This is a genomic window from Oceanobacillus sojae (assembly GCF_007991515.1).
In the GTDB taxonomy this organism is placed as follows: domain Bacteria; phylum Bacillota; class Bacilli; order Bacillales; family Amphibacillaceae; genus Oceanobacillus; species Oceanobacillus sojae.
The window spans coordinates 99,544-124,931 of record NZ_BJYM01000012.1; the positions used below are offsets into that span (position 1 = coordinate 99,544).

Genomic DNA, 25,388 nt, shown 5'->3' on the forward strand with positions numbered 1-25,388 from the left:
CTGCATGCCTCCACAGAAAAAAGTGCTCTTCTTTTTTTTCGAGGAGATAAGCTCGGGGCCTACGGAAAGCGTAGTATATTTCTGAGTTTGCGATTATTTATCCCATGAAAACCGTTGGAGTGGCTATTCTTCAGCATTTTTATATTCTTTCTTATTCTTCAAAAAAGTCTATTTTAACATCGTCTTTAATAAGAAAATCAATCCAATAACCCCTACCTTTCCTCCTAAAGTTCATATATAATTAACAATTAAAGCAGGATTTATCTTATCTTGTCGAATTATTTTGAAAGGAAGTGATTTTTTGATTTGTCCATCATGTAATCAAGAAACGGAGGAAGGAAAGTTTTGTACGAAATGCGGGCAGCCTTTAAGCCAGCAGGAAACCACGCCAAGTGAACCCGCTGAACCTGTAGAAGCTGTCAAACTGGCGAATGAGCCTGTTCAGGCACAACAGACATATGAAGCTGCAAACGCACAGCCCAGTCAAGAACAGGCAGCGCCAACTGCAGAAACAGCTGGTCAAACTGCTCAACAGCAGCAGCCAGAAACAACGCCTTACACAATGAATGACTTGGGAGAAGCAGTTAAAAAGGCATCAGGCGGATTTGGTCGTTTCGCGCTTAATCAGCTGAAGTCCCCCGGGCAAGCAAGAAGCCTTACAGAACAAAGCTGGATTTCCGGAGCAATAACAATTGTATTAACAGCCCTTTTATATACTATCATATTGTACATTACACTTAATGAAATTTCTTCCTCATCACCACCGTTTGTGGAATCTTTTTTGGTGCCTTTTCTTAAATTCTTACTATTCTTTATTATATCTGTCGCAGTAATTTACGGCACAGGAAAGCTTATGGGGAGCCAGGACAATTTCTTTAGTACAACTGCAAAAACAGGCGGCTATCTTTTTCCTTATTCAGTGCTTTTTCTTGCAGGGTATTTGTTCGCTGTTATCGGTCTGGACTTCATGGTTTATGTCATGCTTTTGGCTATGCTTGCACCAATTTTAATTATACCGGCTTATGTATTAATGGAGTCTCTTCCAAGAGAAATTGATAAGATATACGCACTTATGGTTGTTTACTTAATACAGCTTATTTCAGGCTATTATCTGCTACTGCAAACGTTATTTTTTGCTATATTTGATGGTGTGATGAGCTCCTTCCCATTTTTCTAAATTGCTTTTATTAGTAGCAATCATTTATTTTTTTATCTTTTGTGAACCAAAAACTGCTCCTCTACTATACAAATTGAGGAGCAGTTTTTGGTTCGCTATCTAATCCAGTTGGTTTTCCAGCACTTTTTGCCTTATTCTTCATCGTCAATTCTCTGTTCATATGCCTCATGATTAGGCATCACACCTGTATACTTCCCCTCAATATCTGCCGCTAGAAAGTCCTCTACATCAATTTCCCTTTCTTCTTCATCTCCAAATTCATTGAAATTCCCTGCATACTCTATCGAAGAACTGGATGTGCCATACTGCTTGACGTCTTCCCAGCTATTTTCTCCACCATCATCCCTGCCTTTAAATACCTCTTTGGGTGGTGTATCTCCATGATATGCTGGTTTCTCCGCATGCTCCGCACAGCAATCAGCAGTCGGCAAAGCTTCTAAGCGCTCTGGATCAATATTTCCTCCACACATCTTACAGATACCATACGTTCCTTCCTCCATAGCGTGCAGAGAATTGTTTATCTCTTCCAGCTCTGATTCTGCAAGCCTTCGTAAAGCACTGTCCCTCTCTTTGTCAAAGAGCTCAGTCCCAGTATCAGCGGGATGATTATCGTAATTAGATAATTCACCTGATACTTCTTGACTGAATTCATATATTGCCTCTGTCTCTTGATTTATTTTTTCGATTAATTCTTCCTGCCTTGCAAGAATACGCTTCTTCAGCTGATTTATATTAATCGTCATTGTTCTCCTCCCCCTCTATACATTCATAAGCAACTACTGTTTTATTGTGAAATCATTTTATACTATATGTATCCTGCATGATTCAATGCAAGGCAATCGTTGCCAAGTTAAACGAGAATATTTTTATGTAAAATTCTGAAATCATATTAACTGAAAATAGTTGCGTTTCGCAAATTTTCGTGACAAACTCAAGGTAAAGCATCTATATAAAGGAGATGGATATAATGATCACTGCATCAACTGCAACAATTGGCTTTATTGGTTTAGGTGTTATGGGGAAAAGCATGGTAAAAAATTTAATGGATGCCGGCTATAGCCTGAATGTTTACACAAGGACGAAATCGAAAGCGGAAGAACTGTTAGAAATTGGTGCAAACTGGCACGATGATCCAGCAAGCTTAGCAAAAGCAAGTAATGTAATTATTACGATGGTTGGTTATCCTGCAGATGTAGAAAAAGTCTATTTTGGTGATAACGGCATTTTAAAAAATGCGAAAAAAAATACTTATGTTATTGATATGACAACCTCTAAGCCCAGCTTGGCAATTGAAATTTATGAAGCAGCAAAAAAAGAAGGGCTGGCTGCTTTAGACGCGCCAGTCTCCGGCGGAGATATCGGTGCAAAAAATGGTACATTGGCAATCATGGCCGGTGGAGATAAAAATGCTTATGATGAAATTGCTCCGATATTTCGCGTTTTAGGTGAAAGAATTCATTTACTCGGACCTGCCGGAGCAGGTCAGCATACGAAAATGGCAAATCAAATTGCTATCGCTACCAATATGATCGGAGTTTGTGAATCAATTATATATGCAAAGAAAGCAGGATTAAATGCGGAAGAAGTACTAGCAACTATTTCCTCGGGAGCTGCCGCCAGCTTTTCTCTGTCTAATCTGGGTAAAAGAATGCTGGAACAGGATTATGAGCCCGGATTTTATGTGAAGCATTTTATCAAGGATATGGAAATCGCCTTAGAATCTGCCCATACTATAGGAATGCCTGCGCCCGGGCTGGAACTATCATTAAAGCTCTATAAAGAATTAGCTGATATGGGTGAAGCTGACAGCGGAACACAGGCCTTGATTAAATTGCTTGCGCATGAAGCAGAGCTGACATTATAAGCAAGCTCATTTTCAACATTAAAAAACCCCGAATGCCTCTCAAGACATTCGGGGTTTTTTAACCAGGTCACCCTAGCTTTTTATATTACTCATATTCGAATTACAGACGAACAACGTTAGCAGCTTGTGGGCCACGGTTGCCTTCAACGATTTCGAATTCAACATCTTGACCTTCTTCAAGAGTTTTGAATCCTTCAGCTTGAATTGCAGAGAAGTGTACAAATACGTCGTCTCCGTCTTCACGCTCGATGAAACCAAAACCTTTTTCTGCATTAAACCATTTTACTTTACCAGTCATTATCATGACCTCCTTATACAAGATATGCAAAGTCATTGAAACCTAAATACTTTTACACCGTCTTGGAAAAGAGATCGTAAAGTATTCTTGTAACTCCAATTACCTTTTGCAAGTATTATTTTAACCCCTTTCATAAAAAAATGCAAGTCAATATCGGTGAGTATTATCAAACAAAATTCGACGTTTTTCAATGGAAGAAGCGTTTTCATAAAACTGCAGCTACTGCTTTAATAAAATCCATAATTTTTTATAATTACCATAAATAGTAATAAGATATTATTCACCTGTTTATAAAGGGGAAAAATACGTAATTATAAGTTAAAGGGAAGCTTTATTCAGCGGGAGTCTTATAGCCATTTCCATTATGGCAAATTAAACTCCCTTTATATATATAAAGGGAGTCCAGGTAAAGTAATATAATTTTTTCTATTGTGATTACTCCAAGAATTCTTATAAAATATCCAGACTTACTACAATCGCCACAAGTAATTGAATTAATAGCTGAATATTAATTGCAATATCTGTATCTGTTGTTGTTATATTAACATTTTTCGATTTTTCGACAATAGTTTTTTGACGGTTGCTTTGTTTCGTTTTCATCACTTGTTCTAAATCCTGGAATACAGCCTTTGCCTTATCCGAATCACCTAATGAAATACTGAGGACTAGAGCAATAGCTACTTCAATACCTACCTGTAAGCTGATGGCTGCTTGTGTATCAGTCGTTGTTACTGTAACTCCCTCGGAATCTTTAATAATAATCCATTCCTCGGAGGACTGCTTCGTTACGTTCTTTTGTTTCGCATCCTGCTCTACATCTGCTTGATTATTACGGTCGTCATCACAGTAGTCTAAGGCTCTCCACTCTTTTTTGTGCATCATTTTATCTTACACTCCTTTCTATACCATATTGAGATTACAGAATATCAATCATGATTACCAAAGCAATGAGTATTTGTAAAAGCAGCTGGATATTTACCGAAATATCAGTGTCCGTTGTTGTAACAGTTGCATCTTTTGTATTATAGATAAATATTTTTTGTTTATTTACTTGACTGGAACTGATTGTTTGCATTAATTCTTGTTCGACTGCTTCTTCATCTGCAGAGCCAGCAATAGATAAACGAATAACAATGGAAATAGCTAATTGCAAAGCAGCTTGCAGAGAAGCACTGATCTGAGTGTCTGTTGAGCTCACTGTGATATTGCATGATTCTTTTACCCAGATAACCTCCGCAGACTCCTGCTCCATATACGAATATTCATCTCCAGTTTGAACAACACTTGCCTCACCAAAATTCGGGCTAAAGGAATTTTCAAAATAAGTCGGTGCAGATTGGTAATTATTTGTATCGCAGTCTGTTTCTTTAGGCTGACACGCATAATCGTCTCCATATAAATCTTCATGAAAACGATTTGTTCCTTCTGTTTTACTTCTGTAGACAGACATCAATTAACACTCCTTTCTAAAAGTACTAAAATAATTTATGGTATTGATAACTATACTTCCTGTACACCCGCACAAAGAACACGGAAAATAACAAAATCACCTAGTCCAAATTTAGGGAATATGCAATAAAAGAAGCCTTATAAAGAGAAAATTTCTTTTCATCTCTAATTTATAAGAATAGGAATAGCATCATGGTGTTTTTACTGTCACATAAAAATGTGAAGAAATAATTGATTTTCTCCACATTTTCAAAATCACTATTCTTCCGTTTTAGATTCATTCCTTTTTTGCTGAAACTCCTCCACTTGCTGTTTTAAATCCGTAACCATTTCCTTCAGCATTTCGCGCTGCTTTTCAGAAAGGTTATTTTTGACCTCTTCCGGCTTTATACCATTTTTACGAAAAACACTGTCCACCATTACCTCAACCAGTTTATCCGGCATCGTTGCTTTTTTAGATGATTCACTCATTGATTTTTCCTCCTTCCATCATAGATACTTCATTTTATGGAGGGCAGGACTGGATTGACTATGCTCGAGTCCAAGGGCTTCTAAATAATGGCGGACATATTTCATTGTTATGGACTGGAATCAAGCAGAGAAACATGCTAAAATAAAAAATTGCAAGACGAAAAATGAATAAACGAAACCCAACTCATTTGTATCTTGCAAATACAAAATGAACAGGTGGTATACCAAATGGAAACAAAACAAGATTATCAGGTTTTACTTTATTACAATTATGTACACATTGAGGATCCTGAAACATTCGCTGCAGAGCACCTTAAGTACTGTAAGGAACTTGGGTTGAAGGGGCGTATTCTGGTAGCTGAGGAAGGTATTAACGGAACAGTTTCAGGTACTATTGAGCAGACAAATGCCTATATGGAGCATATGCATGCTGATCCCCGCTTTGAAGATATGGTATTCAAGGTGGACGCTCATGATAAACATGCTTTCAAAAAAATGCACGTACGCCCAAGAGGTGAATTAGTTACGCTTCGTTTAGAGGATGATATTAACCCATTGGAAACTACTGGTAAGTACTTAGAGCCAAAAGAATTCTATGAAGCATTAAAGGACGAAAATACAGTGGTATTGGATGCCCGCAATGATTACGAATTTGATTTGGGCCATTTCCGCGGAGCAATCCGTCCAGACATTCAAACCTTCCGTGAATTGCCGGATTGGGTACAGGAAAATAAAGAAATGCTTGAAGATAAAAAAATTGTAACGTATTGCACAGGAGGCATTCGCTGTGAGAAATTTAGCGGCTGGCTCAAGGATGAAGGCTTTGAGGACGTAAGCCAATTACATGGCGGTATCGTTACCTATGGAAAAGATCCTGAAGTTCAGGGCGAATTATGGGATGGACAGCTATATGTATTTGATGAACGTATCAGCGTTCCTGTTAACCGCAAAGAGCATGTTATTGTCGGAAAAGATTACTTTGACGGGGAACCTTGTGAACGTTATATAAACTGTGCAAATCCCGAATGTAATAATCAAATTCTCGCTTCTGAAGAGAATGAACATAAATATTTACGCGGATGCACACATGAATGCCGTATCAGCCCACGTAATCTTTATGTAAAAGAGCATAATTTATCTGCAGAAGAAGTTAAAGAGCGTTTAGCAGCTATTGGCGAAACACTTCCGGAAACAACAACTGTTTAAATAAATATATAATCGAAAACAGGCTGGAGAATCTCCAGCCTGTTTATTATTTTTGATAAATAATCAGCCATTCATTATCCTTGTTTTTCATTCCAGTACCGATATACCCTTCCTCCATAAGATTTGTTTGACCAGTAATATCGTTCATTTTTATTTCTCTATGTTCTCCATCACCAACGTTGTGCAATTGTAAATCATTACAATAAATATAACGCAGCTTCCCGCCATACTTTTCCTTCACTTTATAAATCCGCATTCCCAGAGCAAATTTATCTTTCATACTCGGAATATTTCCCGGGGCAACTGTAGCTAAAACATAGCGATATGCAGTTGAATCCAACTGCTCCATAATAAATTTTCCCATTCTTGTCTGCAATCGATTCCCCCGAAAATCAGGATGTACATTAGAAATCTCCGAATAGATAATTTGTGCATAATCTTCTTCTGTCAGCCCGATATCTTTTCCCAGCCCCTCTTCATCTGCAGCAGGATTTAGAAAAGCCCGAAATGCAACCAGCTTCTCCTGATGAAAAATGCCGACCATCAGCGAATCTCCCTCTAATATTGTAAGGAACTCGTCCTCGTCTAAGGGCTCAAGTCTGTTTTTATCCTCCAATGCTTCATAAACTGCTGTTTGCAGCTCTATAATTTCGGGTAAATCAGTAGTAGTGAGGTAGCGTAAATAAGTATTTTTATCTTCCCCATTTAATGGGAGATATTTTACAATTTCTGTCACAGGTAAACGTCCTTTCTTGCTATGATACAATTAAATCAGATAGAGCTATTCTTTTAGAGGATGTTCAAAAAGTCTAATAAAAATGACACGGCGAATTTCTGCGTTGATGGGAGTTTCTTGGTCCTATTCATCGGACTTTTTGAACACACACTTTTAGATGCATTTACATCTTATCATTTTTTTAAGGAGGAGTAATATGACAAGTATATACGATTTTTCAGCAAAAACAATTGAGGGTGAAGAGAAGCCGCTGTCAGATTATAAGGGGGATGTGCTGCTCATCGTAAACACAGCCAGTAAATGCGGCTTTACTCCTCAATTTAACGGACTGCAGAAATTGTATGACCAATATAAAGATCAGAGCTTTGAAGTGCTTGGCTTTCCATGCAATCAATTTGGACATCAGGATCCTGGAGCGGATGAAGAGATTAACCAGTTTTGCAAACAGAATTACGGGGTTTCCTTTCAAATGTTTTCTAAAGTGAATGTAAAAGGAAAAAATGCACATCCTCTTTTTGCTTTTTTAACAAGCGAGCAAAAAGGTATACTTGGCGAACAAATTAAATGGAATTTTACGAAGTTTCTTATTGATAAAGATGGACAAGTTGTAAAACGATTTGGTCCGCAAAAGAACCCGGATATAATAGAGAAGGATGTGGAAGCACTTCTAGATGGATAAGCAATAAAAGCGCAGAGGATATATTAAGAACATGACTTAGTTTAAACCATGTTCAATCTATCTTCCGCGCTTTTATCTTTAGAGTACTTTTTCCAAAAAGCTTTGGGCCCGTTCGGTGCTTGGATTAGTGAAGAATGTATTTGGCTCCGTTTCTTCCAGCAATACACCATCATCTAAAAAGAGTACCTTATCTGCAACTTCCTTTGCAAAATTCATTTCATGCGTAACAATTACCATCGTCATGCCTGTCTCCGTCAAGCCTTTCATAACGTCGAGTACCTCTTTTACCATTTCCGGATCAAGTGCGGAAGTTGGTTCATCAAAAAGCATAATTTCCGGTTCCATTGCGAGTGCTCTGGCGATGGCAACACGCTGCTTCTGTCCGCCAGACAGTCGATTGGGGTATGCTTTTTCTTTATCGGTCATACCTACCCTTGCCAGCAGGTTTTTCCCAATCTGCTCCGCTTCTTTTTTCGATAAACCCTTTACTTTTTGTGGTGCATACATTACGTTCTCCAAAGCAGTCATATGGGGAAAAAGATGAAAATGCTGGAATACCATTCCAATATTTTTTCTTATTTCCATTTTGTTAACCCTTGGAGAAGTAATTTCCTCGTCATTTATATAAATTTGTCCAGAGGTTGGCTCTTCCAATAGATTAAGACAGCGCAGAAAGGTTGATTTTCCAGATCCGGAAGGGCCGATAATTGTCACAACCTCACCTTTTCCAACTGTTGTACTGATACCTTTTAACACTTCATTCTTACCAAATACCTTTGTTATATTATCTGCTTTAATCACTCTGTCTCATCCTCCGTTCAACATACCTTCCAGCCAAAGTTAGTATGGTAACCATCACCCAATAAATTACTCCTGCGAAAAAGAGCGGTTCGAAGTTTCTATATAAATCGGCTCCGGCAATTTGTGCACGGCGCATTAAATCCAGATAGCCAATAGTAGAAACTAATGCCGACTCTTTTGTTAATGTAATAAATTCATTCATGAGTGCAGGAAGAATATTTTTAAATGCCTGCGGTAAAATAATATTTAGCATCATGGAACGATAAGGAACACCTAACGCTTTGGCTGCTTCGGTCTGTCCTTTATCCACTGCCATAATACCGGCACGGATAATTTCAGATACATACGCGGCTGAGTTCAAGCCGAATGCTAATACAGCGGATAAAAATGCCGATATATCATAGCCAGTTAATTGGGGGATTGCTAAGTATATAATCATTAATTGCAAAATAAGCGGTGTACCGCGAAAAATAGATGTATATACATCTGCAATTGCCTTCAACGGCCAAAAGCCCGTTATTTTAAAAATTGCCAAAATAGTACCCAATATAAACCCTGCCAAAATGGATACACTAACAAACTTTAATGTTGCACCTATTCCTTCTAGTATAAAAGGAATATAAGGCACGATTTGGGAAAAATCCAAATTCATGCCCTATCACCTCGTTTCTTTATGCTGTATTTTATTCAACAGAGCCTGGTATCCATTCTTCTTTTAAGCTCTTTAAAGTGCCATCTTCTTCTAATTTTTCTAAAACGGCATTTACATCATCCACTAAATCACTGTCTTTAGGGAATGCGATTGCCATACCCTCAGTTGAAGAATTGGGATCATCAAATCCAAAGAATCCTTGGGAATCCATATATCCCAGAGCAACTTCCTTAGACAGATAGACAACATCGATACGGTTCGCATTCAATTCCTGAGCTAAAATCCCGGCATCATCTACCTTTTTCACCTCAATATTATACTCTTCCGCTAAAGCATCTGCGCCATTTTCTTGAATGGAGCCCAGTTGTACACCAAGTGTTTTTCCTTCAAGCTCATCTAAAGATTCCATTGCTTTATCTTTGGTAACAAACATTTGTCCAGTATCATTATAAACATTAGAGAAGTCTACATTCTTTTTACGGTCTTCGCTTGCATTCATTCCTGATATGACCATGTCCACACGATTTGCTTGCAAGGAACCAATCAGACCTTCAAATTTCATATCTTCAATTTCTAATTCCATATCCAGTTCTTCAGCGATAAGCTTTCCTAATTCAATATCAAATCCTTCAAACTCACCTTGAGGATTTCGTGATTCATATGGAGGGAAATCAGCTGATGTTCCCATTTTTAATACATTTTTATCCCCGCCAGATGATTCAGATTCATTATCATCTGATCCGCAAGCAGCCAGTAAAGCTGTAAATAGTAATGTGCTGAAAAGTAAAATGAGCTTTTTTTTCATTAGACGTTTACCTCTTCTTTGTTTTTATTAAATTCTTCCTTCATTGCCTGAACCGCTTCTTCATTTGTCAATAAATCATAGCCTGTTTTCGCTAAAGAAAGAGCCCCTTCATACAATGCCAGATGCCCATCCTCAGTAATAGTCTGATTAGCAAATTCTTTCGTATGAGCAATTAAGCCTTCTTTGTTTAAGCCGATATACGGATGAATAGCCGGAACTACCTGGCTGACATTTCCCATATCAATCGAACCATAAGATTCTTTTGCTCCATAAACAGGCAGGCGGCTTGTCTCTTTTAAATTTGCAGTAAACAAATCAGATAAAACCTGATTCGTTGTCATATCGTCATAGCTTAATTCATAGTTGGATATATTTAATGTTGCTCCAGTCATTAAAGCTGCTCCTTCAGCAATATGCTTTACCTTTTCTACTACTTCATTAAGGTAAGGACGATTATTTGCCCGGACATAGAACTGTGCAACTGCTTTATCAGGAACCACGTTCGCAGCTTGTCCTCCATCAGGAATAACTCCATGAATACGGACATCTGATTTCACATGCTGTCTCAATGCATTAATACCGTTAAACAATTGAAGCACACCATCTAAGGCATTAATCCCTTTTTCCGGAGCTGCTGCAGCATGTGCTGTTTTTCCATGATACTCAAATTGGATTGCATCCATAGCCAGTGATTCGCCGCTTACCTGTGATGTATCACTTGGATGTAAAATCATCGCAGCATCAATACCGTCAAACACTCCCTGCTCACTCATCGGTACTTTAGCTCCGTTTGTTTCCTCTGCAGGAGTACCGAATACATAAACAGTGCCGCCAATTTCATCAATAACTTTACTTAATACAACTCCTGCACCGACACTCATCGTTCCAATTAAATTATGCCCGCAGCCGTGACCTACACCTGGAAGTGCATCATATTCGGCCAGATATGCAATTTGAGGACCAGGCTTTCCGCTTGAGTAGGTTGCTTTAAAGGCCGTATCACGACCAACAATCCCTTTTTCTACTTTAAATTGATGTGACGTTAAATAATCTGTTAATAGCTTCATAGATTCATATTCTTGATCTCCAAGCTCTGGATTATCAAAAATAGTGTCGCTCAAGTTCGTTAAATCATTAATTACTTTATCTAGTTCGTTTTTTAAATTTGACTTCATATTTATTCCCTCATTTAATGTATAATTATTAATTAATATGTATATTTATAACACGATTTTGCATGCTTATGCAATAGGCAAAATAATAATTATATTTTCAGATAATTATTCAAGCTTATATATTGATATTTACAAGAAGTATATCCCTCAACCCAGGATCGTATTTTTACTAAGAAAGGTTACTTTAATTCCCCAATAAACCATCATAGCGGTATCCATCTTCATCTGTAATTATTTCTTTAAAGCCTGATTCTTGCATATCATTTGGAATGGATATACCCCATTCAGTCTAAATTTTTCTACTATCAGAAAGAGGCAATCCCTTAAGCACTTTATATATTATCTTTAATACATAAAAGCAGACTGAGCTGCAAAACCCAGTCTGCTTCCATTTTTCAGTTATTAATACGCTTTTGCCCAGTAAACTAATTCCTTTGCCTGCTTCCCGCAGCATACGCATGTATCAGATACGCTTTCCGGTTCAAATGGAATACAGCGGGAGGTTGCTGTTGTTTCTTCTTTAATCTTTTCTTCACAGGCTACATCTCCACACCACATTGCTTTGACAAAGCCGCCCTTTTCAATTTCTGTTTTAAATTCATCCATATTTTTAGCTGTATGGGTCATCTCTTCACGATGCTCTAATGCACGATTATACAGATTTGCCTGTACTTCATCCAGCAATGCAGCAAGACGCTCTTCCACATCTGCCAGAGCAACAAATTCCTTCTCGCCGGTATCACGGCGGACAAGAACGACCTGCTCTTTTTCAATATCCTTTGGCCCCATCTCAACTCGGACCGGGATACCTTTCATTTCATATTCATTAAATTTCCAGCCTGGCATTTTATCACTGCCGTCAATATCGACACGGGCAACTTTTGCTAATTTATCACGTAGAGCATAAGCTTTGTCCAGTACGCCTTCTTTATGCTGGGCGATTGGAACAATCATTGCCTGTGTCGGCGCAACCTTTGGAGGCACTACTAGTCCGCGGTTATCACCGTGCACCATAATTAAAGCTCCCATAATCCGGGTAGACAAGCCCCATGAAGTTTGATGAACAAACTGGCTTTCCCCATTTTCATCCAGATAGGTAATATCAAATGCTTCTGCAAATCCAGAACCAAAATGATGCGATGTAGCAGATTGCAATGCTTTCCCGTCATGCATCAATGCTTCAATCGTTAAGGTAAATTCCGCCCCTGCAAATTTTTCTTTATCTGTTTTCTTTCCTTTTAACACGGGGATGGCTAAATATTCTTCCACCAGCTTGGCATAAATTCCAAGCATACGATTTGTTTCTTCGGTTGCTTCTTCATCTGTTGCATGTGCTGTATGCCCTTCCTGCCAATGAAATTCAGAAGAACGCAGGAACGGACGTGTCGTTTTTTCCCAGCGGACCACATTGGACCATTGATTATAGAGCTTTGGCAGATCACGGTAAGAGTGAATATTATTTGAATAATAATCACAAAACAGTACTTCAGAAGTTGGGCGTACTGCAATACGTTCTGTTAATTCCTCATCTCCGCCATGAGTTACCCAGGCAACCTCAGGAGCAAATCCCTCTACATGATCTTTTTCCTTTTGCAGCAGACTTTCAGGAATAAACAGCGGAAAAGCAACGTTCGTATGACCTGTTTCCTTAAACATACGATCTAATTCATCTTTAATATTTTCCCAGATTGCATAACCATAAGGTTTGATAATCATTGTTCCGCGCACTTGACCATAATCAACAAGCTCTGCCTGCTTGACAACGTCTGTATACCACTGTGCGAAATCGTCCTCCATCGCTGTAATTTTTTCTACAAATTGTTTATTTTTCTTACCCAATTGTAAGCACCTCTTTCTTATTTAACTCTTCTATTGTTTGAAATTCCATATAAGTGTGTGTTCAAAAAGTCTGATAAATAGGACCAAGAAGTTCAAGGCGGTGCCGCTTTGAGGAACGGAGCGTATGCTTTAACATACGTGAGTACCGGAAAAGCAAACCAACGCACTTCCGCAGGATGCGGTGACTTCTACGTTGCCCACACGACGTGGGCGTTCTTAGTAGAAGATCCTCTTATCGCCGTGTCATTTTTATTGGACTTTTTGAACATCCTCTATAAACGCAAAAAATCCTCCATCCTTATGAAAGGGACCGAGGTTAAACAGGTGGTACCACCCTTGTTTATATATAAGCTGCTGTCTATTATTTTACAGATAGGACCGGCAAATATATACACTTCATTTGATAACGGCCAAAACCGCGCCAATTTCAGAGCAGTATCTCCTTATATGGCGAACTCGGGAGGCAGGTTCCCTTGTATGTCTATGAAAAAGTCTCAGCATCCTTTTTCTCTCTGTATTAGACAGTAACAACGTACTATTCTCCGTCAATATTTCAACTATGCTTTTAATATATAGTTCTCACTGATGAAAGTCAAGAAGCAGACGATTTTTTACAGTTAAGAAAATGGGGATAAGGCATTTGCTGCCTGCTTATAACCAGACCGCGATAAAGAACCAGACAATCATAATCAACTGCAGGACAACTTTTGCAAAAGAACCTCCTAAAAATCCTAAAAAAGAACCAATGGAAGCCCGGATTGCTTCTTTCACTGTTCTCCGTTGCATCATTTCGATAGCGAGCACTGTTAAAAATGGAACATAAATAATTCCAAATGGCGGAGTAATAAAGGAACCGATAATAACAGCTACCGCAGCGCCTCTTTCTCCTGCTTTACTGCCTCCAAATTTTTTCACAAAATAACTGTTGGCAATAATGTCCGCAACAAAGAGAATAACTGTGATCACAATCATTCCTGCCCAGAACCACCAGTTCAGGGTCTCACTATTTATAAAGAAGTAATAGATTAGAAATCCTCCCCAAATAGCAATAACAGACGGGATCATCGGAAAGATAATTCCCAGAAAACTTGCGATAAATAACAGGATAATGATTATCCATAATAAAATATCCAATTCTTGCACACTCCTTAATAAAAAGCTTACTTTTTCAGTATCCCCTATAATATAAGTTCAAAAAAACCCTTATCTAGGCACTCTTTTTAAACATACTGGATAACCTTGTCTCTTCCTTTAATATAATCCGGCGATAATTCTCCATATGCTTGTATATACAAAGCAGTGTTAAAAATATAACCACCAGCGCAGGCCCATTTCCAAAGAAATAGTAGGTTGTAATAAGAAAAGATACATACATAAACAGGACGCCGATAACAAGATAGTCTGTTGCAAAAGTAAAGAACAATAAAATAGCAATTCCAATTAAAGCAACCCGCCAGTCAATGGCAATTAATGCACCAATCAGGGACGCGGTACCTTTCCCGCCGCTGAAGTTCATCGTTATAGGATAATTATGCCCAATAATAACAAATAAAGCAGTCAAATAAATATATAAGGAAGCCTCTCCAGCCGGGATTCCTGCTTCTCCTAAAATAAATAAGACGAGTAAAATGGCAAGTGTAGCCTTAAAAATATCAATCAGCGCAACCACAATACCATATTTCCAGCCTAACAGAATTGTTGTATTAGATGCTCCGGCATTTTTGACACCTTCACTCTTAATATCCCGCTTCTTTATTTTCCCGATAATTTGCGATCCATGAATACAGCCAAAAATATAGCCTATTAAACAGCTAATGAAGTAATACATTGATTTCCCTCCATTTCTGTTAAGTTTCTCTTATTATATGTCCAGAATGCTTAAGAAATCAATTTGTAAAACAACCATATTTATCTAGTTGTTCAATGCATCATCAGGAACTTGTTCATGTTATGATTACTAATAGAGAGAAATTTTTTAAAGGAGTCAGAAATAACGAATGAAAGCTTTAAAGCATTTTACGCTTTCCTGGATTGCTATTATTCTTTTTATAGGTTTGCTGTTCTGGCTTTACCAGCAGACAAATTCTTCTTATGAAAGAGTGGATGGAGAAGAAACGATATCAGAACTTCATCCCGCTGTCCAGGAAGCTGTCGATACGTTAATTGATCGTGCTGATGATATTGATATAGAGGTTGTTATTACAGATGGCCTGCGTACAGAGGAAGAACAGGAAACGCTGTATGCAAGAGGCAGAGAAAACGAAGAAGATATTGTTACCCACGCCAGAGCAGGTGAAAGCTATCATAATTATGGTTTGGCTGTGGATTATGCGATTCGGAACAACGACGGAGAAATTATCTGGGATATTCATTATGACGGGAATAACAATGGAGAGCCGGACTGGTTTGAAGTTGCAGAAATCGCAAAAGATTTAGAGTTTGAATGGGGCGGAGATTTCAATGGCTTTACAGATTATCCGCATTTGCAGATGACATTCGGATTGAGCATTTCTGAACTGCAACAGGGATATCGTCCCTCCGTTGCAGAAGAATAGGATGGTAATTAACATATACTCCACGCAAATATTTTTCATAAAAAGAAATTCAGGCAGAGGCTTTTATTGTCTGAATTTCTTTTTATTTACCAAAGTATCCAGCAGCTATTAAAACAATTTAAGTTCCTTTATTCCTTTCCTTGTTTCATCAGTCCCTAGCTCGTACAATTTACGATAAATGGCAATCAGATACTCCTCATAGCTATCCCGTTTTGCATCGACAGGCCGTTCATCAAATGGTTTCCCTACGAATTTCACTGCATCCTTAGCATTTTTATCTTTTCTCGCAAACAGAACTTCAATTTCTTTTACCTCTTCTGGTGTTGCATATATCTCATACTCAATACCGTTGTCAGGCAGCGAAACCTCGCTAATTTCTTCCGTATCAACTGTTACAAAGTATTTATTTCGTGCCATTATTGGAAACCTCCCTTTTCTTATAAGGCTTTTCCCTTTTTAGCCGGGTTAAAACTTCTCTTTAAGATTATAAGAAAATGTTAGTCGAATTGTAATATTTCTAAAAAAATCGTTTGGAATTCGAGCTTTAATCATTATACTAGTTCAATCTCTATCATGCCTAAGTACTCTAAAATTACGCCCAAAGAAAAAAGACCATCGTTTGATGATCTCACTTTTCATATCTTGAACACAATAGGTCAACATTTTCTTCGTCCAACAACGTTTATCCTTTATGCTTTCGTATTCTTTTTATTTGCCAATGTGTCTATCAGCCAAAAAAAGACACTCGGATAAGCAGACAAGAATATAAAATTAATTATCATTTCTCTGTTATTAAAATCAGGGAAAACTCCACCTAATACGAAATATGCCAATAAAGCAATTACTATTCCCGCTAAAACATGCAGGACGGCTCTCAAAGTATTCCCAGCTTCTGTATTCATAATCCCGGATGTTATTTTATCAATTCCGGCAGAAGCTGGAATCCCTGCAAGAAAAACAATTGGAGCTATATACCAAAGAGAAAACAAAAAAGAAAATAATAAAACTTCCGAAGCAACTGTAAAGAATGCTGTATTAATTTCCTTGCTTGCAGATTCAGTTATCATAGTAAATACAAATCCCATATTGAAAGAAGTAATACATGCTGCCAATAGCTTACTTTTTGAAAAAATATTTTTTAACATAACAACGTCCCTTACTGAATCTCAATTACATCCATTAAAAACAGTAATTCTTTTTGAAATTTCCTTACTCTATTCTTCTTCATCCTCATAAATATATTGCGAAGTTTCATCACTTCCGTAAGCCTCAATAAATACAGAAAAAGAAGTATACCACTCATCCTTCCAAATCCAGATTCCCTCTTGTTCATGTTCTTTATAATAGATATTCTCAGTCAGAAGGTTGTTCTTATTTTCTTGAAAGAAATTGGCAATAAAAATGCGTGATGCACTGGCAGTAAATTTATTTTCTTTTATCTCATTATCATACACATTATACTGCAGCAGAAGCTGTCCGCCATCTAACTCTTTTGTGTCATTTCGAAAGAGAGTATTTCCCGAAATCAACGTATCACGGGTACCGCCTCTTTCTTCATCATATCCGCCGATAGATATTCCGGTATAATAATTATGTGAAACCAGGTTATCTGTTATTTGAATATCCTCAGCATATTTCCCGGCATGTTCTGATGTAGCTTCAATTCCAATATCATTCTCATACAACTCATTCTTATCAATAAGAATATCTTTCCCTCCATCTACATAAATAGCCGCTGCATTATACTCCTCGCCATACGCCGGATTAGCAAAAGAGGATATATGGTGCACCGTATTATTTTGCACCTTACCGTTCCGAACATAATCAGCGTCAGGATTATCGGCAATTCCTTCGTATCCTATCAGATCAATTCCGATATTATCACTGAACCGTACCATATTTTCTTCTACTGTAAATCCATCAATATCGCCATTTAATACAATCGATTCACTGGCACCCAGCTTTAAATCCTCAACAAGGTTATGTACGATATTTATATCCTTCATGGAACCTGTTCCATATGCGGCAATTCCATGACCGTTCCCTTCCTCATGCAAGGTTTTTATTCCTTTAACAGTATTGTCCTCCACTGTAATATGACTGCTGGAGCCAGTAATAAAAATACCCATTACTGTTTCATCCATCAAATCCGTCGTTACATTTTCTATCGTTAATCCTTCTATGTTTATATAATTCTTATCCTCCAGAACAACAAGCGCTCGGTCTCCATCTGCAGAATCCATATTGCCGCCATCAAGGGTAACTTCTTCCTCTTCATACGACTGAAAAGTGATTGGCTTCTGCTTCGTACCGGTGTGCTGAACAATCAGCGGCTCCTCATACGTTCCTTCACGAATAAATACTGTTGTTCCTGCCTCAGCTTCAGAACTTGCTTTAGCAATTGTTCGAAATGGGTTTTCCAGTGTGCCTTCATTTTGATCGTCTCCATCCATTGCTACATAAATTACCTGATTGGCAGGAAGATGCGAGCAGAAAGCAAATAACACACCAGCAGCACATCCTAATACTATAAATAATCCAATTTTCTTCATGATTTTCTCCTAAACAAATTTATTTCTTTTCTTCTTTCTAATTCTCATTATCCCTGTCGTTATCCTTTTCCTCCTCTTCATCAGGAAGCGGATCTATTTTATGCTTATAGCCGTATCCTTTTGATAAAGTAACTAAAGATAAAATAATAACCATTGCAACCACAATGACTGAAACAGCAATTACTGCGATATAAGACCCCATGATATACCTCCATTATCCCTTCTTATCTTCTATCCTATTAAACTATACATACCTTTTCAATAAATTTCTATCCTTCCTCAAAAATGTTATTCCTGAGTTATATAGAGAATAAGCAACTATACTACCGGATATATTGGTATTTTTAAGTTATTTCCCAATCATTCCATTAAACAGCATATAAAGCATATTTTTGCTGAAATATACAGTTTGAGAATATTTTTCTTTCTCTGTAACATATTTGTTAACTCATGTTGATTTCATGTAATATTCTTTTTTTAGAGAATAGCGACAATGTTAATCAACATTTTTTATTATCTATTATTTTTTAAGGGGGAGCATTTAGTTGAGGAACAAAATAATACTTATTGGTCTTGCTTTATTTCTATTGCTGCTGGCTGCTTGCGGCGGTTCAGATAATAGTTTAGAAAGCATTCAGGATTCTGGTACGGTCGAAGTCGGTTTTGCAAATGAATCACCTTATGCTTATGAAGAAGATGGTGAATTAAAAGGAGCGGCCGTCGATATTGCCACAGCAGTTTTTGCTGAGCTTGGTGTTGATAATGTAGAAGGTAAATTATCTGACTTCAGTGAGCTGATTCCAGGAGTACAGGCAGGACAGTTTGATGTTGTTACTGCTGGTATGGCTATCCAACCGGACCGCTGTGAAAATGCACTTTTCGGTGAGCCGGAAATGGTATATGGCGAAGGACTTGTTGTGGAAGCAGGTAATCCATTATCTATTGAAAGCTACAAAGATATTGCAGATAATCCGGATATAACAGTAGTTGTTATGGAAGGAGCTACAGAAATTGAATTTTTAAAATCAGAAGGAGTTGCCGATGACCAAATCATCACTGCATCTGATATTCCTGCAACCTTCTCTGCTATACAAGCAGGACGTGCTGATGCAACAACTGGTACGGAAATGACCGTTCGAATGGCTTTTGAATCTGCTGACACAGAGGATTTAGAAATTGTTGAAAGTTTTGAACAGCCAGAAATAGACGGTGTACCAAGCTATGGTGCAGCTGCATTCAGCCTGGAAAATGAAGAGCTTCGTGATGCATATAACGAAAAATTAGAAGAGTTAAAAGAAGACGGTACTGTTGCTGAATTATTGGAACAAAACGGATTTCATCCAGAAAGCAATTTTGTTGAAGCCGGCTCTGTAACAACGGAGCAAGTATGTCAGGGTGAATATTAATCTTGAAAGTAGATGAAACAGATATTTTCAGACTCCATAGGGCGGTTCCTTCACTAAGGAGCGCCCTATCTTTGTTTTGGCGAGTAATAAAATCCCAGTAAAAATGCACACACAATAATTATTAAGGAGGTATTTACCATTAGTGCAATATTAGAGGTTGCCCCGCAATTATGGCGTGGTATTCAAATAACTGTATCTATTTTATTTGCTTCTGCACTGTTTGCATATGCTATGTCATTTATAGCAGGACTATGCCGGCTTTCCAATAATTTTATATTACGAAAATTGACTGGATTTTATGTAGAGGTATTTCGGGGGACATCGTTGATTGTTCAGCTATTCTGGCTGTATTATGCAGTTCCGATGCTATTTGGGATTAATCTGGGTTCAAATTGGTGGATTGGTGTCATTGCAATTGGCCTAAACTATGGCGCATATCTTTCAGAAGTCGTCCGCAGCTCCATTTTATCTGTATCTCAAGGACAGTATGAAGCTGCAACTGCGTTAAATATGTCTTCTTTTCAAAGGATGCGCCTTATTATTTTCCCACAGGCAGTACGTATGATGCTTCCTGAATTCGGTAACTATACCATTCAAATTTTAAAAGGGACCTCTCTTGTCTCTTTAATTGGATTAACGGATATTTTATATTATGGAGATGTAATGCGAAGCACCAGCTTATCTTTATCACCATTGATTTATCTAACTGCACTTATATTCTATTTCATATTAGCCCTTCCGTTAATTTTCCTTACCAGGAAGGCTGAAAAAATTGCTAAAAAGGGGGTAGCTAGCTGATGAACCTGAATTATTGGAGCTGGGATACATTTTTCGATGCGTTACCAGTGGTATTACAAGGGCTTGGGATTACGATTGGACTGACGTTTGCCAGCTACCTTTTTGCCTTAATTTTTGGTTTTTTGTGGACATTCTTACGCCGCGTCCCAAATCGTTTTATTCATTTCATTGTCACTTGGACCATGGAATTTATACGCTCTACGCCTCCACTTGTTCAATTATTTTTTATCTATTACGCCTTACCGGTGATACCTTATATTGGAATATCACTTCACCCATTCGCTTGTGCCGTGTTGGGACTTGGTATACACTTTAGTACGTATATTGGTGAAATTTATCGCTCTGGAATTGAAAATGTGGATAAGGGACAATGGGAGGCTTCTACTGCACTGAATATTTCTACATGGGATAAATGGCGAAGGATTATTCTTCCGCAAGCAATCCCGCCGACCATTCCAATGCTTGGAAATTACTTTATTATTATGTTTAAAGAGGTTCCTCTGGCATCTACCATCGGGGTAGCAGGTATTATGCTGCTTGCCAGATCATATGGTGCGGAAAACTGGTCCTACCTTGAACCGTTAACCATTGTAGGAATCATTTTCTTAGTACTAAGCTACCCTTCTGCAGTGCTGATTAAGAAGTTAGAGAATCGTTTCAACAAAAGATTCGATAAAAATCAAATCATGAAAGACAAAGGAGCAATGCAATAATGGCTGAACCAATCGTTACCTATAAAGATGTTCATAAATCCTTCGGCGATGTAGAAGTGCTGAAAGGAATTGATTTAGATATATACCCGGCTGAAAAAGTAGCTGTCATTGGCCCAAGCGGTTCTGGAAAAACAACCATTATCCGTCTGCTGATGACATTGGAGCAGCCAACAGCGGGCGATATTATCGTGGATGGCCGTAATCTGTGGAAAATGGAGAAGAACGGGAAATGGATTCACGCAAATGAAAATCATTTACGCTCTATTCGCGGAGATATTGGAATGGTATTTCAGCATTTCAATCTGTTTCCACATATGACTATTTTAGAAAATTGTATGACAGCGCCTGTTCATGTGAAAAATGAAGAAAAAAGTGATGTGAAAAAACGTTCCATAGAAATGCTTGAACGTGTAGGACTTGGAGATAAGCTGGATAACTATCCCAGTCAGCTCTCAGGAGGACAGAAGCAGCGTGTAGCTATGGCCCGTGCGCTTGTTATGCGCCCAAAAATTATGCTGTTTGATGAGGTTACCTCAGCACTTGACCCTGAGCTTGTGGGGGAAGTTTTAAATGTCATTCGTGATATTGCAGAAAACGATGATATGGCAATGATTCTTGTCACACATGAAATGGACTTTGCCCTGGATATAGCAGATAAAGTACTCTTCTTAGATGAAGGGGTTATCGCGGAGCAGGGAACTGCAAGTGAAGTTATTGAGCATTCCGAGAATCCCCGCGTACAATCGTTCCTGCAGCGTTTTAGAGGATAAATGAAGAGAATTATACTGCTGAACATTGCTTATAAAAGACCAGCCAGATATTTTTTGCTCTGGCTGGTCTTTTCAATGTATTTATAATCAATACAAGAATTAATCTATCAGATTCTCCTGTTTAAGAAGCCTCCAATAACTCCGCCTGGTTTTTCTCCTCATGCTTTCTAGCTAAGCGGACCAGCAGATACGCAAATGGTGTGTCCATCACTGCAACAATAAACTTCCATATATATTGTGATACAATCATTCCAAGTAAAACTGTTGTCGGGACAATCCCCCAAAAAGCAATTGTAATAAATAATATCGTATCAATGAGCTGGCTGGTCATCGTTGATAAACTATTACGCAGCCATAGCTTTTTCCTGCCATGACGATGCTTTAATCCATGAAAAATTGTAACACCTAAGTTCTGGCTGACAAAATAAGAAACCAGACTGGCTAAAATCACGCGGAAACTCCCATTAAAAATTTCTTCAAAAGCAGCCTGTGATTGAAAATCCGCTGCCGGTGGAAGCTGAATCGCAATATAAATAAATATCATAGCAATAATCTGTGTGAAAAATCCGGCTTGAATCGTTTTTCTCGCAGCCTTTTTTCCATAAACCTCGCCAATAACATCCATCATTAAATACGTAATCACATAAACAATCGCTGCAGCCGGCAACACAAAGCTTCCCATTTGAAATAATTTGACCGACAAAACATTGGACAACAATAACAGCCCAACAAAGACAGCATTTAAGTAAATATACATTATCCTGTTCCCTTCTCTCCAAAGGTTCAAGGACCTAACGTTTCCCTCTATCGATTATCTACAGTTTCCGGATACATATCATGCTGCATTAACCGGTCTTCTGCCATCTTTTCAAATTTCGTTCCCGTTTTTCCATAATTACAATATGGATCAATGGAGATTCCTCCGCGTGGCATAAATTTTCCTCTCACTTCAATATAACGGGGATCCATCAGTTCAATTAAATCATTCATAATGATATTGACACAGTCCTCATGGAAATCACCATGGTTTCGGAAACTGAATAAATATAATTTTAAAGATTTACTCTCTACCATTTTAATATCTGGAATATAGCTGATATAAATTGTTCCAAAATCAGGCTGATTTGTCATTGGACAAAGTGTTGTAAATTCCGGACAGTTTAATTTCACAAAATAATCCCGGTTCGGATGCTGATTATCAAACACCTCTAAAATCTCTGGTGTATAATCAAACGCATATTTCGTTTCTTTATTTCCCAGCAATTCAATTCCTTGCAGATCCTTTTCACTTCTTCCTGCCATGCTGCTCACCTCCTTTTGATATTTTAAGATAAACAAAAAAGCCATGCTCCCAAGGAACACAGCTTGATAATTACAAGTTGTCCTTAGTTTTTTATAGAGGGTTAACGCTAAGAACCTCTGCCTATTGGTTAAAATTAACACTTCATATTATAAGAATGTAGACTCTGAATGTCAATCTTTCTTTTATATTACAAAGTTCCGTATCTTACCTTTCATGCCCGGAGCCTGCTCTACAATTTTATTTCTCCATATCCTCGCCAATAATGCGCACTTCACGTTCTAACTGTACATCAAATTTCTCTTTCACTGTCGCCTGGACAAATTGAATTAATGAAATATATTCTGACGCTGTTGCATTATTTTTATTGACAATAAAACCAGCATGTTTTGTAGAAACTTCCGCTCCACCAATTTGCTGTCCTTGAAGATTACTGTCTTGAATCAGCTTGCCGGCAAAAAAACCGGGCGGCCTCTTAAATACACTGCCGCAAGATGGATATTCCAATGGCTGCTTGGATTCTCTCTTATATGTAAGATCATCCATTACTTCTTTAATTTCTTCCTTGCTTCCGGGTTTTAGAGCAAAGGTTGCTTCTAAAACAATATAGCCGTTGTCCGGGATATTACTTGTGCGATAGCTGAGATCCAGCTGATCCGCAGTTAATGACAGCAGCTCTCCATCTTTCGTTACAACTACTGTGCTTTCCAGCGCATCTTTAATTTCTCCGCCGTATGCGCCTGCATTCATATACAGAGCTCCCCCGACAGAACCCGGAATCCCGCATGCAAACTCTAGTCCCGTAAGTTCTTCCTTCAAAGCAAAACGGGAAGCATCAATAATTCTTGCACCACTTTGAGAGATGACCTTATCCCCTTCTCGCCAAATGGACGCCAGCTGTTGAAGGTTCATAACAATTCCCCGGATTCCGCCATCCTTCACGATTAAATTAGAACCATTTCCAAGCATTGTAAATGGTACATTTTCCTGGTTGGCAAAGCGGATAATTGCCTGTACTTCTTCATAAGACGATGGCGTGATATAAAAATCTGCAGCCCCGCCTAATTTTGTATACGTATGTTCTCTTATCGGCTCATTGATTAATACATTATCTTTATTTGTATGTTGAATTAATTGATCGTAGAGATGATGGTATTTATTCATGCTATCATTCCTTTAATTTGCCAAATGATATATATACATTTGGCATTGTTATTCTTTTTTCTGCCACTGTTTAAAAGCAGACATCCCAGTCTCTCCAGCTTTAACTTTCAATAAGGCTGGAGTAATCTATTTTTGATGAATCCTATACTATTGTAGTTGAATCCAATTAATCTTGCCACAAAAAGCTATAAATCAATTTATCAATTTGTGGGCTTTCATGCATAGCACTGTGTGTCAGCTGCGGATCATCAATGATTGTCTCTTTATAATTTTGTTCCGGTATTATATTCCTTAAAGTCTTTACACTTTCCGGCACTGCAACAGTATCTCCTGTACTGGCTATGCTGTACACATTAACATCTGCCGGAAACATATTCTCCCGCAGTACATTTAAAGCGCGGGAATCGGGTTTTAAATCGTCTGCAGCTTCATCCTGATGTAATTCAAAATAACCTTCATTATAAATACCATCAAACGGACTGCCAATTGCAACAAGCTTATTTACTGTTGGATAACCATTCAGCGGATACTCCATCGTATATTTCACTGCCAGAATGCCGCCCATAGAATGGCCAACCAGATTAACCTCCTCTACACGATAGTTTTCCTTTAAGTGCAGGAGCACATTTGCAATCCATTCTGTACTGTTCTGAAAGCTTGCACGGTTGTCTTCCAGAACAATCTGTACAAACGTCGGTGCGTATCTTCCCTTATTTAAATTATAATCAATTATATTCCCATCTTTTTGAACATAGTAAATAAAACCTTTATTACCCCACTGGTACGTATTTTCAAAGCGGTCAAGCATATATCCAAACGAATTTTCCGTTCCTTTATAGCCATGTATAAAAATAGTCGGTGCCCCAGTATATTCTTCTGCCTGCGTTTGATTCTGCTGATAGAAATAAAAACCTGAAGCAGCACCAATCACAATTACTATACTCAAAACAATACCTGCTATCTTCTTTCTCATGTATT

At 38.1% G+C, this 25,388-nt stretch carries 30 protein-coding genes, 1 riboswitch and 1 other annotated feature; of the genes, 9 read left to right on the top strand and 21 right to left on the bottom strand.

The window, feature by feature from the left end; genetic code table 11:
* Positions 1-301 precede the first annotated feature (301 nt).
* The gene (locus tag OSO01_RS14595; protein ID WP_147211178.1) at positions 302-1,177 is read left to right on the top strand and encodes a DUF6574 domain-containing protein; all 876 of its coding nucleotides are present in this window, start codon (positions 302-304) and stop codon (positions 1,175-1,177) included.
* A gap of 131 nt (positions 1,178-1,308) precedes the next feature.
* On the opposite strand, the gene OSO01_RS14600 is transcribed toward OSO01_RS14595, so the two are convergent.
* Positions 1,309-1,920: a TraR/DksA C4-type zinc finger protein gene (locus tag OSO01_RS14600; RefSeq protein ID WP_147211179.1), complete on the bottom strand. Its 612-nt coding sequence runs from the start codon at positions 1,918-1,920 to the stop codon at positions 1,309-1,311.
* 224 nt (positions 1,921-2,144) lie between these two features.
* Between OSO01_RS14600 and OSO01_RS14605 the strand changes: the two genes are divergently transcribed.
* Positions 2,145-3,041: an NAD(P)-dependent oxidoreductase gene (locus OSO01_RS14605; protein WP_147211181.1), complete on the top strand. Its 897-nt coding sequence runs from the start codon at positions 2,145-2,147 to the stop codon at positions 3,039-3,041.
* A 100-nt stretch (positions 3,042-3,141) separates the two neighbouring features.
* On the opposite strand, the gene OSO01_RS14610 is transcribed toward OSO01_RS14605, so the two are convergent.
* The 4 genes from OSO01_RS14610 to OSO01_RS14625 all read right to left on the bottom strand — a co-directional run bounded on the left by OSO01_RS14610 (position 3,142) and on the right by OSO01_RS14625 (position 5,259).
* A complete protein-coding gene (locus OSO01_RS14610; RefSeq protein WP_198048619.1) occupies positions 3,142-3,342 on the bottom strand; it encodes a cold shock domain-containing protein in 201 nt (66 codons plus the stop codon).
* Between the two features lie 447 nt (positions 3,343-3,789).
* Positions 3,790-4,221 (bottom strand): spore coat protein, encoded by a 432-nt coding sequence (locus tag OSO01_RS14615; protein WP_147211182.1) that lies wholly within the window; start codon positions 4,219-4,221, stop codon positions 3,790-3,792.
* Positions 4,222-4,255: 34 nt separating this feature from the next.
* Entirely contained in the window at positions 4,256-4,789 is a 534-nt protein-coding gene (locus OSO01_RS14620; RefSeq protein WP_147211183.1) for a spore coat protein, read from the bottom strand.
* 257 nt (positions 4,790-5,046) lie between these two features.
* Positions 5,047-5,259, bottom strand: a complete 213-nt coding sequence (locus OSO01_RS14625) for a spore coat protein (protein ID WP_147211184.1) — start codon at positions 5,257-5,259, stop codon at positions 5,047-5,049.
* Positions 5,260-5,487: 228 nt separating this feature from the next.
* On the opposite strand from OSO01_RS14625, the gene trhO reads away from it, so the two are divergent.
* Complete coding sequence (trhO, locus tag OSO01_RS14630) at positions 5,488-6,465, top strand: oxygen-dependent tRNA uridine(34) hydroxylase TrhO (RefSeq protein WP_147211186.1); 978 nt, start codon at positions 5,488-5,490, stop codon at positions 6,463-6,465.
* 46 nt (positions 6,466-6,511) lie between these two features.
* Here the strand turns inward: trhO and OSO01_RS14635 are convergent, their stop codons facing one another.
* Positions 6,512-7,201, bottom strand: coding sequence for a GNAT family N-acetyltransferase (locus tag OSO01_RS14635; RefSeq protein WP_246145175.1), 690 nt, complete (start codon positions 7,199-7,201; stop codon positions 6,512-6,514).
* Positions 7,202-7,397: 196 nt separating this feature from the next.
* On the opposite strand from OSO01_RS14635, the gene OSO01_RS14640 reads away from it, so the two are divergent.
* A complete protein-coding gene (locus OSO01_RS14640; RefSeq protein ID WP_147211187.1) occupies positions 7,398-7,880 on the top strand; it encodes a glutathione peroxidase in 483 nt (160 codons plus the stop codon).
* A 78-nt stretch (positions 7,881-7,958) separates the two neighbouring features.
* Here the strand turns inward: OSO01_RS14640 and OSO01_RS14645 are convergent, their stop codons facing one another.
* From OSO01_RS14645 to OSO01_RS14680, 7 genes are all read right to left on the bottom strand, one after another.
* Positions 7,959-8,681, bottom strand: a complete 723-nt coding sequence (locus tag OSO01_RS14645; protein WP_147211189.1) for an amino acid ABC transporter ATP-binding protein — start codon at positions 8,679-8,681, stop codon at positions 7,959-7,961.
* Complete coding sequence (locus OSO01_RS14650) at positions 8,674-9,333, bottom strand: amino acid ABC transporter permease (protein ID WP_147211191.1); 660 nt, start codon at positions 9,331-9,333, stop codon at positions 8,674-8,676. Before OSO01_RS14650 ends, OSO01_RS14645 begins: the two co-directional genes overlap by 8 nt.
* A gap of 31 nt (positions 9,334-9,364) precedes the next feature.
* Complete coding sequence (locus OSO01_RS14655; RefSeq protein ID WP_147211193.1) at positions 9,365-10,138, bottom strand: substrate-binding periplasmic protein; 774 nt, start codon at positions 10,136-10,138, stop codon at positions 9,365-9,367.
* Complete coding sequence (locus tag OSO01_RS14660; RefSeq protein ID WP_147211194.1) at positions 10,138-11,313, bottom strand: M20 family metallopeptidase; 1,176 nt, start codon at positions 11,311-11,313, stop codon at positions 10,138-10,140. Before OSO01_RS14660 ends, OSO01_RS14655 begins: the two co-directional genes overlap by 1 nt.
* A 402-nt stretch (positions 11,314-11,715) precedes the next feature.
* Positions 11,716-13,152 (bottom strand): proline--tRNA ligase, encoded by a 1,437-nt coding sequence (gene proS / locus OSO01_RS14670; RefSeq protein ID WP_147211195.1) that lies wholly within the window; start codon positions 13,150-13,152, stop codon positions 11,716-11,718.
* A gap of 302 nt (positions 13,153-13,454) precedes the next feature.
* Positions 13,455-13,710: a binding site (T-box leader), on the bottom strand.
* A 93-nt stretch (positions 13,711-13,803) separates the two neighbouring features.
* Entirely contained in the window at positions 13,804-14,286 is a 483-nt protein-coding gene (locus tag OSO01_RS14675; RefSeq protein WP_246145176.1) for a DUF456 domain-containing protein, read from the bottom strand.
* A 73-nt stretch (positions 14,287-14,359) separates the two neighbouring features.
* A complete protein-coding gene (locus OSO01_RS14680) occupies positions 14,360-14,980 on the bottom strand; it encodes a glycerol-3-phosphate acyltransferase (RefSeq protein WP_147211196.1) in 621 nt (206 codons plus the stop codon).
* Between the two features lie 169 nt (positions 14,981-15,149).
* Between OSO01_RS14680 and OSO01_RS14685 the strand changes: the two genes are divergently transcribed.
* Complete coding sequence (locus OSO01_RS14685) at positions 15,150-15,707, top strand: M15 family metallopeptidase (protein ID WP_147211198.1); 558 nt, start codon at positions 15,150-15,152, stop codon at positions 15,705-15,707.
* Positions 15,708-15,815: 108 nt separating this feature from the next.
* Here OSO01_RS14685 and OSO01_RS14690 read toward each other — a convergent pair whose 3' ends face one another.
* The 4 genes from OSO01_RS14690 to ytzI all read right to left on the bottom strand — a co-directional run bounded on the left by OSO01_RS14690 (position 15,816) and on the right by ytzI (position 18,461).
* Positions 15,816-16,124 (bottom strand): hypothetical protein, encoded by a 309-nt coding sequence (locus OSO01_RS14690; RefSeq protein ID WP_147211199.1) that lies wholly within the window; start codon positions 16,122-16,124, stop codon positions 15,816-15,818.
* A gap of 272 nt (positions 16,125-16,396) precedes the next feature.
* Positions 16,397-16,852, bottom strand: a complete 456-nt coding sequence (locus OSO01_RS14695; protein WP_147211200.1) for a hypothetical protein — start codon at positions 16,850-16,852, stop codon at positions 16,397-16,399.
* Positions 16,853-16,921: 69 nt separating this feature from the next.
* Positions 16,922-18,259, bottom strand: a complete 1,338-nt coding sequence (locus OSO01_RS14700) for a right-handed parallel beta-helix repeat-containing protein (RefSeq protein WP_147211202.1) — start codon at positions 18,257-18,259, stop codon at positions 16,922-16,924.
* Between the two features lie 37 nt (positions 18,260-18,296).
* The gene (gene ytzI / locus OSO01_RS14705) at positions 18,297-18,461 is read right to left on the bottom strand and encodes a YtzI protein (RefSeq protein ID WP_147211203.1); all 165 of its coding nucleotides are present in this window, start codon (positions 18,459-18,461) and stop codon (positions 18,297-18,299) included.
* A 343-nt stretch (positions 18,462-18,804) separates the two neighbouring features.
* On the opposite strand from ytzI, the gene ehuB reads away from it, so the two are divergent.
* The 4 genes from ehuB (at position 18,805) to ehuA (ending at position 21,946) form a co-directional block, all read left to right on the top strand.
* Entirely contained in the window at positions 18,805-19,665 is an 861-nt protein-coding gene (gene ehuB, locus OSO01_RS14710) for an ectoine/hydroxyectoine ABC transporter substrate-binding protein EhuB (protein WP_147211205.1), read from the top strand.
* Positions 19,666-19,803: 138 nt separating this feature from the next.
* Positions 19,804-20,463: an amino acid ABC transporter permease gene (locus OSO01_RS14715; protein WP_147211206.1), complete on the top strand. Its 660-nt coding sequence runs from the start codon at positions 19,804-19,806 to the stop codon at positions 20,461-20,463.
* Positions 20,463-21,176, top strand: coding sequence for an ectoine/hydroxyectoine ABC transporter permease subunit EhuD (ehuD, locus tag OSO01_RS14720; RefSeq protein WP_147211208.1), 714 nt, complete (start codon positions 20,463-20,465; stop codon positions 21,174-21,176). The genes OSO01_RS14715 and ehuD overlap by 1 nt, the downstream gene beginning before the upstream one ends.
* Entirely contained in the window at positions 21,176-21,946 is a 771-nt protein-coding gene (gene ehuA / locus OSO01_RS14725) for an ectoine/hydroxyectoine ABC transporter ATP-binding protein EhuA (protein WP_147211210.1), read from the top strand. Before ehuD ends, ehuA begins: the two co-directional genes overlap by 1 nt.
* Positions 21,947-22,067: 121 nt before the next feature.
* On the opposite strand, the gene OSO01_RS14730 is transcribed toward ehuA, so the two are convergent.
* The 4 genes from OSO01_RS14730 to OSO01_RS14745 form a co-directional block, all read right to left on the bottom strand.
* A complete protein-coding gene (locus OSO01_RS14730; RefSeq protein ID WP_147211211.1) occupies positions 22,068-22,703 on the bottom strand; it encodes a queuosine precursor transporter in 636 nt (211 codons plus the stop codon).
* A gap of 47 nt (positions 22,704-22,750) precedes the next feature.
* The gene (gene queF, locus OSO01_RS14735; RefSeq protein ID WP_147211213.1) at positions 22,751-23,248 is read right to left on the bottom strand and encodes a preQ(1) synthase; all 498 of its coding nucleotides are present in this window, start codon (positions 23,246-23,248) and stop codon (positions 22,751-22,753) included.
* Positions 23,249-23,325: 77 nt separating this feature from the next.
* A riboswitch (PreQ1 riboswitch) is annotated at positions 23,326-23,372 on the bottom strand.
* 114 nt (positions 23,373-23,486) lie between these two features.
* The gene (gene murB / locus OSO01_RS14740) at positions 23,487-24,410 is read right to left on the bottom strand and encodes a UDP-N-acetylmuramate dehydrogenase (RefSeq protein WP_147211214.1); all 924 of its coding nucleotides are present in this window, start codon (positions 24,408-24,410) and stop codon (positions 23,487-23,489) included.
* Positions 24,411-24,576: 166 nt separating this feature from the next.
* Positions 24,577-25,383: an alpha/beta fold hydrolase gene (locus tag OSO01_RS14745; protein WP_147211216.1), complete on the bottom strand. Its 807-nt coding sequence runs from the start codon at positions 25,381-25,383 to the stop codon at positions 24,577-24,579.
* Between the last annotated feature and the right edge of the window lie 5 nt (positions 25,384-25,388).